Origin of the sequence: Moritella sp., assembly GCF_033791185.1 — a bacterium.
Lineage (GTDB): Bacteria > Pseudomonadota > Gammaproteobacteria > Enterobacterales > Moritellaceae > Moritella.
This window is the reverse complement of record NZ_JASJHF010000234.1, coordinates 1-11296: the sequence shown is the minus strand read 5'-3', so window position 1 is coordinate 11296 and position 11296 is coordinate 1. Positions and strand designations below refer to the sequence as shown.

General features: G+C 43.5%; 10 protein-coding genes. 4 read left to right on the top strand and 6 right to left on the bottom strand.

Going from position 1 to position 11296, the window contains the following annotated elements; translation table 11 throughout:
• Positions 1–79: 79 nt before the first annotated feature.
• Positions 80–844, bottom strand: coding sequence for a flagellar motor protein PomA (pomA, locus tag QNK26_RS13845; RefSeq protein WP_319223943.1), 765 nt, complete (start codon positions 842–844; stop codon positions 80–82).
• 184 nt (positions 845–1028) lie between these two features.
• Here pomA and QNK26_RS13840 point away from each other — a divergent pair, with 184 nt between their 5' ends.
• The 4 genes from QNK26_RS13840 to QNK26_RS13825 all read left to right on the top strand — a co-directional run bounded on the left by QNK26_RS13840 (position 1029) and on the right by QNK26_RS13825 (position 5465).
• Complete coding sequence (locus QNK26_RS13840; RefSeq protein WP_319223941.1) at positions 1029–1274, top strand: exodeoxyribonuclease VII small subunit; 246 nt, start codon at positions 1029–1031, stop codon at positions 1272–1274.
• A 3-nt stretch (positions 1275–1277) separates the two neighbouring features.
• Complete coding sequence (ispA, locus tag QNK26_RS13835; protein ID WP_319223939.1) at positions 1278–2168, top strand: (2E,6E)-farnesyl diphosphate synthase; 891 nt, start codon at positions 1278–1280, stop codon at positions 2166–2168.
• 33 nt (positions 2169–2201) lie between these two features.
• Entirely contained in the window at positions 2202–4067 is a 1866-nt protein-coding gene (dxs, locus tag QNK26_RS13830; protein WP_319223937.1) for a 1-deoxy-D-xylulose-5-phosphate synthase, read from the top strand.
• Between the two features lie 177 nt (positions 4068–4244).
• Positions 4245–5465: a HAMP domain-containing methyl-accepting chemotaxis protein gene (locus tag QNK26_RS13825; RefSeq protein ID WP_319223935.1), complete on the top strand. Its 1221-nt coding sequence runs from the start codon at positions 4245–4247 to the stop codon at positions 5463–5465.
• Positions 5466–5551: 86 nt separating this feature from the next.
• Here QNK26_RS13825 and QNK26_RS13820 read toward each other — a convergent pair whose 3' ends face one another.
• The 5 genes from QNK26_RS13820 to QNK26_RS13800 all read right to left on the bottom strand — a co-directional run bounded on the left by QNK26_RS13820 (position 5552) and on the right by QNK26_RS13800 (position 11261).
• A complete protein-coding gene (locus tag QNK26_RS13820; protein WP_319223932.1) occupies positions 5552–6556 on the bottom strand; it encodes a peptide ABC transporter ATP-binding protein in 1005 nt (334 codons plus the stop codon).
• On the bottom strand, positions 6553–7521 hold the full coding sequence (gene dppD / locus QNK26_RS13815) for a dipeptide ABC transporter ATP-binding protein (protein ID WP_319223930.1): 969 nt from the start codon (positions 7519–7521) through the stop codon (positions 6553–6555). Before dppD ends, QNK26_RS13820 begins: the two co-directional genes overlap by 4 nt.
• An 11-nt stretch (positions 7522–7532) precedes the next feature.
• Positions 7533–8423, bottom strand: coding sequence for a dipeptide ABC transporter permease DppC (gene dppC, locus QNK26_RS13810; protein ID WP_319223928.1), 891 nt, complete (start codon positions 8421–8423; stop codon positions 7533–7535).
• 43 nt (positions 8424–8466) lie between these two features.
• Positions 8467–9477, bottom strand: a complete 1011-nt coding sequence (locus tag QNK26_RS13805; protein WP_319223925.1) for an ABC transporter permease subunit — start codon at positions 9475–9477, stop codon at positions 8467–8469.
• A 140-nt stretch (positions 9478–9617) separates the two neighbouring features.
• On the bottom strand, positions 9618–11261 hold the full coding sequence (locus tag QNK26_RS13800) for an ABC transporter substrate-binding protein (RefSeq protein WP_319223923.1): 1644 nt from the start codon (positions 11259–11261) through the stop codon (positions 9618–9620).
• Positions 11262–11296: the final 35 nt, after the last annotated feature.

Sequence of the window (11296 nt, the reverse complement as noted above, 5' to 3'; positions counted from 1 at the left end):
GGTAACCCTGGGGGCGGGCAATCACATTCATCTGACATAGGTTATCTCTCTACTTACTACGCAGTCATTAGGGTGGCGATTAAACGTCAGCATCTGCTAATTCACGTTTTGATGAATTCAGGTAATTCTTTAATAAACTTTCGATCACTCGGGGATTACGGCCTTCTTGAATACCTAGAATTGCGTCCATTATCAGTGTGTTATTAAGCATTTCTTCTTGAGAACGTAATTTCAATTTACCAGCGATAGGGATCGCTACCATGTTGGCAAAAATAGCGCCGTATAACGTCGTTAACAAAGCAACCGCCATCGCCGGACCAATTGACTTTGGATCATCCATATTCGATAACATCGCCACCAATCCCACCAACGTACCAATCATCCCCATCGCAGGGGCAACTTCGCCAATCATACTAAAGACGTGAATTCCGGCTTTATGGCGTGCAGTGGTCAGCTTAATATCTTTTTGTAATGTTTGGCTAACAACCATGGCATCATGCCCATCCACTAATAAGTCGATACCCTTTTGCATGAATGCATTTTTTACTTCCGCTTCTTCAAGAGCTAAGAAACCACCTTTACGTGCAGCGTCAGCCATTTCTACAGCTTGTTCGATTAATTCTTCTGGTTTGTCGATTTTAAACATAAATGCTTTTACAGCGATCTTAGCCGCCGCTAAAAACTGACCAAAGTTAAAATGCATCAATACCACAAAAAGTGAGCCGACAAATACGATCAATACCGATTGGGTATCAATAAACATACTTATATCGCCACCCATGACCATCGCCATAAGTACAAACGCAAACGAGCCCACTAATCCTATTAAAGTTGCTAAATCCACAACATTCCCCATCCCAAGCAAATTATCATTATATTTCTAGCGAGTGTATTCATTGAACTATATCGGCAAGTAAGTAAATATCTTAAGTGATCTTGTCTTGCTATCGTTGTCATCTCACAGTTAAGCTGTATATACCGTATTAACTTGGGTATAATACCTGAGTATATTATCAGAGGGACACCCGATGGCGGTAAAAAAACCAGAAAATATGACGTTTGAGGCGTCGATTACAGAGCTAGAGGCAATAGTGAACAGTCTAGAGCAAGGTGATTGTGAACTTGATAATGCGTTAAAGCAATTTGAACGCGGTATTAGCTTAACACGTGCTAGCTCCCAAAAACTTCAGCATGCTGAACAGCAAGTAGCCATATTACTCGCCAACGGTGACCAGCAAACACTTGCTCCATTCAACTCTGACAGTAGTAATTAAACAGTGCAGCTTTCAAACTCAATTACCCAATATCAGGGTCGTATCAATGATTATTTGCAACAGCAAATAAACTTGCTACCAACACATGACACCCAACTTGCAGCCGCAATGGAATATGGCCTGTTACAAGGCGGTAAACGCGTGCGGCCAATAATTGTCTATGTTGTTGGTGAAATGCTTGGCGTTAACCTTCACGATCTTGATGGCCCAGCTGCAGCTATCGAGTCGATTCATGCCTATTCACTCATTCATGATGATTTACCAGCGATGGACGATGACGATTTACGCCGTGGCCAACCAACTTGTCATATTAAATTTGACCATGCTACCGCTATCTTAGCCGGTGATGCGCTGCAGCCGTTTGCTTTTGAATTATTACTCGATTGCGCACTAGCACCTGCAGCTGAAAAAAATCGTTTCAGCATGCTAAAATCGCTGACTCAAGCCAGTGGCTACAGCGGTATGTGTGGTGGTCAAGCCATGGATCTCGCCGCCACCGACAAACAGATCTCGCTGGCACAACTTGAAGCGATTCATAATAATAAGACCGGCGCATTAATTAATTGCGCGGCAAAACTGGGTTGCTTAGCCTCGCCGCATTGCTCGATTGAGTTATTAACAGCATTGGATAAATGGTCGAATGCTATTGGGTTGGCATTTCAAGTTCAAGATGACATTCTCGATATAATCAGTGATACTGAAACGCTCGGTAAACCGCAAGGTTCAGATGTTGAATTAAACAAATCAACGTACCCAGCATTACTCGGTTTAGCAGGGGCACAAGAAAAAGCCCAAGCCCTGTATCAACAAGCGATATTTGCCTTAGAAACAATTCCGCATGATACGACCACTCTCGCTTTATTTACGCAGTACATCATCGAGCGGAATAAGTAACCGATTCTAACAAAGTATAAAATTATAAAAATTATGAGCTTAGATATTTCGAATTACCCTACATTGGCATTGGCTGACATCCCAGAAGAACTGCGCCAATTACCAGCAGATCGTTTGAATGACTTATGCGATGAACTGCGTAGCTATTTATTACACACAGTGGGTAAGAGTGGCGGTCACTTTGCTTCCGGTTTAGGTGTCGTAGAATTAACGGTTGCCCTGCACTATGTCTACAATACACCCTACGATAAATTATTATGGGATGTGGGTCATCAAGCCTATCCGCACAAAATTTTAACGGGCCGTCGTGACCGCATGTCGACTATCCGTCAAAAAGGCGGATTACATCCGTTCCCTTGGCGTGATGAGAGTGAATACGACCACCTGAATGTGGGTCATTCATCAACATCAATCAGTGCTGCACTCGGCCTTGCTGTCGCCGCAGATCAAGAAGATAAAAACCGTAAAACAGTGGCCATTATTGGTGACGGTGCTATTACCGGTGGCATGGCATTTGAAGCCTTAAACCACGCCGGCCACATCAATAAAGACGTACTGGTTATTTTAAATGATAACGATATGTCGATTTCTGAAAATGTTGGCGCGGTTAATAAGCATTTAGCCAAACTTTTATCTGGTGATGTGTATTCTAGCTTCCGTGAAAACGGTAAAAAAGTACTCTCTGGCATCCCACCGATTAAAGAATTGGCGCGCCGCGCGGAAGAACATTTAAAAGGCATGGTGGTACCAAGCACATTATTTGAAGAATTTGGTTTTAACTATATTGGTCCAATTGATGGCCATGATGTTAACGGTTTAGTTGAAACATTGCGTAATATGCGCAGCCTAAAAGGCCCGCAATTTTTACACGTAGTAACGAAAAAAGGGAAAGGTTACGCCCCCGCCGAACAAGATCAACTTGGCTATCACGCGGTACCTAAATTCAACCCTGAAGAAGATACTTTACCAGTATCGGCACCGTCAAAACCAACCTTCTCCAAGATCTTTGGTAACTGGTTATGCGACGTAGCAAAAACAGATCGAAAGCTGGCCGCGGTAACACCTGCGATGGGTGCGGGATCGGGAATGATTAAATTCTCAGAAACCTATCCTCAGCAATACTTTGATGTGGCGATTGCCGAACAACATTGTGTAACTTTTGCTGCAGGTCTGGCGATTGGTGGTCATAAACCCGTTGTTGCTATTTATTCTACATTCCTACAACGCGGTTACGACCAGCTGATCCACGATGTGGCAATCCAAGATCTGCCGGTATTATTTGCGATTGATCGTGCAGGTTTAGTTGGCGCGGATGGTCAAACTCACCAAGGTGCATTTGATATTAGCTTTATGCGCTGCATCCCGAAAATGGTGATCATGACGCCAAGTGACGAGGATGAATGCCGTCAAATGCTGCATACCGGTTACCAGTATAATGGCCCTGCAGCAGTACGTTACCCACGTGGTAGTGGCGCGGGTATTGAAGTACAACAAGCCTTTACTGAATTAGAAATTGGTAAAGGTATTGTGCGCCGCCAAGGTGAGAAAATTGCGATCTTATGTTTCGGTACCTTAATGCATAACGCTATTCCGGCCGCAGAACGCTTAAACGCGACAGTAGTTGATATGCGTTTTGCTAAACCGCTAGATGAAGCACTGTTAACTGAAATCGCCAACAGCCATGATATCTTAGTGACTATCGAAGATGGCGCTATCATCGGTGGTGCAGGTTCTGGTGTGAATGAATATTTAATGGCGAATAAGTTAATGACACCAACATTAAACTTAGGGCTGCCAGACCAATTTATTCATCAAGGTACACAAGATGAAATCTATGCTGAATTAGGTTTAGATAGTGATGGTATTGAAAATAAAATCAATACTTTCATCGCATTATAATAACCTATCCGACAAGTGCACCCTCTGATCTGTACAGAGGGTGAACTATACCTAGCAATAAAGTAGCTCAGCTGCACTTTTTTTATAAATAAATAGAGTTATCACTTTATATTTTTATTATACGGCCGACAATATAACCTACTAGACGTACTCACTTAGGGATATGAGGTTATAGATATGCGAATAAAGACAAAAATAAAATACCGGATCATGCTTGCCACTTTCATTTCGATAGCACTGACTTCTTTAGTCACTATGACTCTCAGTTACCAAATGACCTCAGACATTATCGGTAACAATGCCGCTCAGCTAGCTCAACTAGATGGGATGCTTATGGATATATTCTTAATCACAATTGCCATGGCAGTCTGTTTACTTATGATCGCTCGGTTCTTTATCGATGTATTCTTAAGTCCAATACAGCAAGTGACGGCATCATTACTGCAATTCTCCCAAGGCAATGGCAACCTATCATTACGTTTAGATGAAAATGACTATGATGAATCTGGCGAACTTGCGATAGCATTTAATCAATTCATTAAAAAAATTCAGATGCTTATTAATGACATTGCAACATCCAGCAATGAATTACATAAAGACATAGAGACCGTGAAAGGGTTAACCCAAAACAGTGCTGACAATGTTGAAGAACAACGAAAGCGGACACTGCAAGTGGTTACCGCAATTGAACAGATCAGTTCAACCATCACTGAAATAGCCCGCAATGCCAGTGATGTGTCAACATCGACCGCAACCGGCTATCAAGAAACCCAACAAGGTCAGCAAGTCGTTCAAGGCAGTATTAATACCATGCAACAGCTTGCAGCAGAAATCGAAGATGCCAGCGGTGTGATTAACAGCTTAGCCCAAAGTAGTGAAGAGATTGGATCTATTCTTGAAGTCATTAAAGGTATTTCTGAACAGACAAATTTATTAGCGTTAAATGCGGCAATCGAAGCCGCACGCGCCGGTGAGCAGGGTCGAGGTTTTGCCGTTGTCGCTGATGAAGTGCGAACATTAGCCCAGCGAACTAATGAATCGACGAATGAAATTCAAAAAATGATCACGCAGTTACAGCTAAACTCAAAAGAAGCCGTTAACGCCATTGACCGTGGCAGTAAGCGCAGTCAAGACGGTATTCAGTCTATTGCCGATACTGGAAATCGCCTTAATCTTATTACTGAGAATATGACGACTATTGCAGATTTAAGTACGTTAGTCGCCACAGCAACAGAAGAGCAATCGGTTGTCATCAGCGACATAAACAAAAATGTGCTCGATATTAACGGTATCACCGATAGAACAGCCGCAGACAGTCAAACAACCGCATCGGCTTGTGAACGATTACAGCAGTCATCACTCCAGTTAGAAAAGCTTATCTCTCAATTCGAACATTAATTTGCAACGATAACAACAAATCTAAAAAGCAGCATAACAGCCTATTATTTGGCTATTATGCTGCAGTTATCTATTCAACTTACGTGTTAAATACGCTGTTCTTCAACGGCATGACAAGCAATTAACGATTTACCGTATTCAGCTAATTTAGGTTGTTCAACATTACAACGTTCATTGGCAAACTGACAACGGGCGTGGAAAGCACAGCCTTTAGGCGGGTCAAGTGGTGAAGGTAATTCACCCACCAGCTTAATACGTTCACGACGATGTGCAGGGTTTAACTGCGGTGTACTGGATAACAAGGCTTGGGTATAAGGATGACGTGGATTAGCAAACAACTCTTCTTTCGTTGTATGCTCAACAACGCGGCCCAGATACATCACAATCACGTCATTGGCGATATGCTCAACCACAGATAAATCATGCGAGATAAACACATAGCTTAAGTTCAGCTCGTCTTGTAAATCCATCATCAAGTTTAATACTTGCGCTTGTACCGATACATCCAGTGCTGAAACCGGTTCATCTGCCACAACCACGTTTGGATCTAACATCAGACCACGGGCAATCGCGATACGCTGGCGTTGACCACCCGAGAACATATGCGGGTAGCGGTCGTAATGTTCGGTCTTCAAACCTACTTTAGCCATGATCGCCATGGACTTTTCTTTACGCTGTGCTTTGGTTAACTTGGTATTTATCTCTAATGGTTCTTCTAAAATTTGTCCCACTTTTTTACGTGGATTTAGCGAACCATAAGGATTTTGAAATACAATCTGGATCTTTTGACGTAAGGTTTTAAACGTCGCTTTATCCATTGTCAGCAAGTCTTGACCTTGAAAATCAATTTCACCGTGAGTCGGGATCTCAATCATGGTTAATAAACGCCCCAGCGTTGACTTACCACAACCTGATTCGCCGACAATCGCTAACGTCTTACCTGCATCTAAGGTAAAGGAGACGCCATCTAGCGCTTTAACGGTCGCATCGGGTTTACGAAAACCTTGGGATACTTGGTAATGCTTTTTCAGATCCACCGCTTTTAATAACGGTTGTTGCTCTGCAGTGTTTAAACTTACAACGTCACTCATGCTGCAGGTCTCCCTTCAATAGTTAACGGCGTATGACATTTAACCTGACCTAACGGACTGGCGTATGCGCTTGGCTCTTCGCTGCGACACTTATCGATTGCATAAGGGCAACGCGGATTCAGCAGGCAACCAACTGGACGATCATAAGCCCCCGGCACCACCCCCGGCAACGCGGCAAGACGAGATTTACCAATGGCAGATTCTGGCGATGATGCAAGCAGCGCTTGCGTATACGGGTGTTTAGGATGTTTAAATACTTGCTCTGCAACCCCTGTTTCCACAATTTGACCAGCGTACATCACCACAACGCGATCGGCGACTTCAGCAACCAAGGCTAAATCATGGGTGATGAGGATCAGACCCATGTTATTTTTCTTCTGCAGTTCAACCAACAGGTCGATAATCTGCGCTTGAATGGTTACATCCAATGCCGTTGTCGGTTCATCGGCAATCAGCAATTTTGGATCGCAGGCTAATGCCATCGCAATCATCACACGCTGGCTCATACCACCAGACAATTGATGCGGGTAGACGTTTAAACGGCTTTCCGGCGCCGGAATACCGACTAGATCCAGCAATTCAATAGCACGTGTTTTACGAGCAGACTTGCTGCCGCCTTGATGTACCTTTAATGCTTCCATGATCTGATAACCAACCGTGAAACACGGGTTCAAACTGGTCATTGCATCTTGGAAGATCATCGAAATGTCAGCACCGGTTAATTGACGGCGCTGTTTTTCCGGCATCGTTAGCAGGTCTTTATCTTCATATAACAGACTATCTGCTGTTACTTTACCTGGGTGTTCAATGAGCCCCATAATTGACATAGAACTGACTGATTTACCGGAGCCAGATTCACCAACAATACCGAGAATTTCGCCTTTATCAACACTATAACTAATATTATCAACCGCTCTGAAGCCGCTGAATGTGACTGATAAGTTTTTAATTTCTAACAGTGACATAAACCAACCTCTTACTGTTTCAATTTAGGATCAAGTGCATCACGCAGGCCATCACCCATTAAGTTAAATGCTAATACCGTTAGCAAGATAGTCACACCTGGGAAGGTAACAACCCACCATGCGCTTTGTACATATTGACGTGCATCAGCCAGCATAGTACCCCATTCAGGTGTTGGCGCTTGTGCACCTAAACCAAGGAAACCCAGTGCCGCCATATCGAGAATAGCGTTTGAAAAACCCAATGTCGCTTGGACGATAAGTGGTGCTAAACAGTTCGGTAATACCGCGTTGAACATGATGCGCATTGGACCTGCGCCAGCAATACGTGAGGCTATCACATAGTCTTTGCTCATTTCCGACATGGTTGATGCCCGCGTTAAGCGCACATAATGCGGAATCGAAACCACCGCAATGGAGATTGACGCATTAACAATGCTTGGTCCCATAATAGCCACAATCGCAATGGCTAATAATAGGCTTGGCATCGCCAGCATGATATCAACTAAACGCATGATCACCGTTTCAACACGACCACGGTAGTAACCGGCAACCAGACCTAATAAGATCCCGATACCCAGTGATAGAGTGACCACTAACATACCGACAAACAGCGATAAACGCGCACCGTGGATAAGACGCGATAAAATATCACGGCCTACCGCATCAGTACCGAGCAGATAACCACTGGTCCATGATGGGGGTTGTAATAGCGCATCACGAAATTGTTCAATCGGTGAATAAGGGGCGATCAAGTCAGCGAATACGGCAATAAAAATAATTGCCGTAATATAAACTAGGCCAACGACGGCACCTTTGTTCGAACTAAAATATTTCCAAAACTCTTGTAATGGCGTTAACGGTCGCAGCTCAATCACTGCCGCGTTATTTGAAACTTCACTCATAATCTATTGATTCCTTGTATCCTGTACCCTTGTATCCGGTATTCTATTTCGCGTGACGAATACGTGGATTAACCACACCGTAGATAATATCTACCAGTAGGTTAACTAAGATGATTAATGTGGCGATAATTAAAATACCACCCTGCACTACGGGGTAATCACGGCGGCCAATGGATTCAATTAACCATTTACCAATACCCGGCCAAGCAAAAATAGTTTCGGTTAAGATAGCACCAGATAATAAGATCCCCACTTGCAAACCAATCACTGTGATAACGGGAATTAAGGCATTACGCAATGCATGGATGACAATCACACGCCAAGGCGCTAACCCTTTTGCACGTGCAGTACGGATATAGTCTTCACCCAACACTTCTAACATTGAAGAACGTGTCATGCGGGCGATAACAGCCAGAGGAATCGTGCCAAGCACAATAGCAGGTAAGATAAGGTGATGAATAGCAGAGCCGAACGCCCCTACTTCATCAGATAATAATGAGTCAATCAACATGAAACCAGTGACGTGTTCAATCCACAACGATACATCAATACGGCCTGAAACCGGCGTCCAACCGAGATTTACCGAGAACACTAACATGAGTAATAATGCCCACCAGAAGATCGGCATTGAGTAACCAGTTAATGATACCCCCATTACGGTGTGATCAAATATAGAGCCACGTTTTACGGCGGCAATAATACCGGCAGGCAAACCAACTGCAATAGCAAATAGTGCAGCTAAGAAGGCCAGTTCTACAGTAGCCGGGAATAGCTCGAAGAATTCTGAAAGTACTGGTTTTTTGGTTACCAGAGAGTTACCGAGATCGCCTTGTAGGATACCTCCTACGTAAGAAAAATATTGTTTCCAGATTGGCTGATCTAAACCGAGCTCAGCGGAAAGCATCGCGTGACGTTCTGGTGAGATACCACGTTCACCCGCCATGATTTCAATCGGGTCTCCGGGGATCATATGAATGAGCGTAAATGTCAGTAAGGTAATACCGAAGAATGTCGGGATCACGGTACCTAGTCGCTTTAAAATAAATTGGAACATAGAAAACTCTGCAGGTATTTAAAGGGTTATCGGTAAAGATAACGCGAGCCATGATGGTCTCGCATTATCTTATTTTCGTTATTTAAACGAGATACTTTCTAAGCTAGCGCTATACTTACTGTTCTAAGCTAAGGCTATACTTATTTTTCTAAGCTAACGCTATAGAAGTTGTGACCACCGAGTGGATCAATCACATAACCTTTAACTTCTTTACGAACGGGTTCAAACACCACCGAGTGTGCAATCGTTGCCCACGGCGCTTGTTGTTTGAATACCACTTGTGCTTTTTCATACAAGTCTGTTCTTACCGCTTGATCTGCAGTGGTTTTTGCTTCTTTAACTAATGCATCAAATTCAGCATTACACCACATTGAACGGTTTGCACCACCCACTGCATCACAGCCAAGTAATACCGCTAGGAAGTTATCTGGGTCACCATTATCACCAGTCCAACCCAGTAGGATCGTATCATGCTCGCCTTTCGACGCACGTTTAAGGTACTCGCCCCATTCAAACGTAACAATTTTCGCGTTAACGCCAACTTTAGCCCAATCAGACTGCATGATTTCAGCCATACGACGTGCGTTCGGGTTATATGGACGTTGTACTGGCATTGCCCAGATATTAGTTTCGAAACCGTCTGGGTAACCCGCTTCAGCAAGTAATGCTTTCGCTTTAACTAAGTCAAACTCGTAATCTTTGATGTCGGAGTTGTACGACCACATCGTTGGTGGGATTGGGTTGGTTGCCGCTTTACCTGAACCATTGAATACCGCGTCAATGATGGCTGGCTTGTTCACCGCCATGTTCAATGCTTGACGTACACGCACATCATCAAACGGTTTTTTGTTGACGTTAAACGCCAGGTAACCAATGTTCAGACCTTCTTGTGAAAGCAGGTTGATGTTTGGATCTTTTTCCATCATTTCACGATCTGATGGGTTCGGGAATGCCATGATCTGACATTCATTGTTTTGCAGCTTAGCGAAACGTACTGATGCATCCGGTGTGATAGAAAACACTAAACGATCAATAGCTGGCTTGCCACCCCAATAGTCAGCATTACCAGCATAGCGGATAAGAGAATCTTTTTGATACTGTTGCAGCGCAAATGGACCGGTACCAGAAGGCATCACGTCAAGTTGTGCAGACATACCTTTCTCAATAAATACCTTCGCTTGCTCTGCTGACATGATAGATGCAAAGTCCATCGCTAAGTTAGCAATGAAAGGTGCTTCAGGTTGATTAAGTACGAACTGTACTGTGTAATCATCAACCTTTTTGATCTCTTTGATTAATGAACCCATGCTCATTGCGTTGTAGTACTCGTATGAACCACCTGATACTTTATGGTAAGGGTTTTCGGTATTACCTTGGCGGTCAAATGAGAAGATCACATCATCGGCATTGAATGAACGAGTCGGGGTAAAGTCTTTGGTCGTATGGAATGGTACATTTTGACGAAGTTTGAATGTATAAACCAGACCATCTTCTGATACATCCCAGCTTTCTGCTAGTGCAGGAATAACTTCGGTTGTGCCTAATTTAAATTCAACCAAACGGTTAAAGATAGTTTTTGATGATGCATCAAACGTGGTACCTGTGGTAAACAGTCCAGGGTTAAAGCCTTCTGGGCTTGCTTCTGAACAATATACAAAAGAAACAGGTTTTTTAGCTGCTGCTGAAGATGAATCTTTCGCTGCTTTATCGTCTGAACAACCACTTAAACCTAACGTGATGATACTGGCGATAGATAGCGATAACGCGACTTTCCCTTTATTCATGCCTTACTCCATTATGCGATGTTGGTGACTTTAAC

Bases quoted from the DNA above. Each gene is read 5' to 3' on its own strand.
- dppC (WP_319223928.1), bottom strand. From the start codon at position 8,423: ATGAGTGAAGTTTCAAATAACGCGGCAGTGATTGAGCTGCGACCGTTA.
- QNK26_RS13800 (WP_319223923.1), bottom strand. From the start codon at position 11,261: ATGAATAAAGGGAAAGTCGCGTTATCGCTATCTATCGCCAGTATCATC.
- QNK26_RS13805 (WP_319223925.1), bottom strand. From the start codon at position 9,477: ATGTTCCAATTTATTTTAAAGCGACTAGGTACCGTGATCCCGACATTC.
- dppD (WP_319223930.1), bottom strand. From the start codon at position 7,521: ATGTCACTGTTAGAAATTAAAAACTTATCAGTCACATTCAGCGGCTTC.
- QNK26_RS13820 (WP_319223932.1), bottom strand. From the start codon at position 6,556: ATGAGTGACGTTGTAAGTTTAAACACTGCAGAGCAACAACCGTTATTA.
- dxs (WP_319223937.1), top strand. From the start codon at position 2,202: ATGAGCTTAGATATTTCGAATTACCCTACATTGGCATTGGCTGACATC.
- QNK26_RS13825 (WP_319223935.1), top strand. From the start codon at position 4,245: ATGCGAATAAAGACAAAAATAAAATACCGGATCATGCTTGCCACTTTC.
- QNK26_RS13840 (WP_319223941.1), top strand. From the start codon at position 1,029: ATGGCGGTAAAAAAACCAGAAAATATGACGTTTGAGGCGTCGATTACA.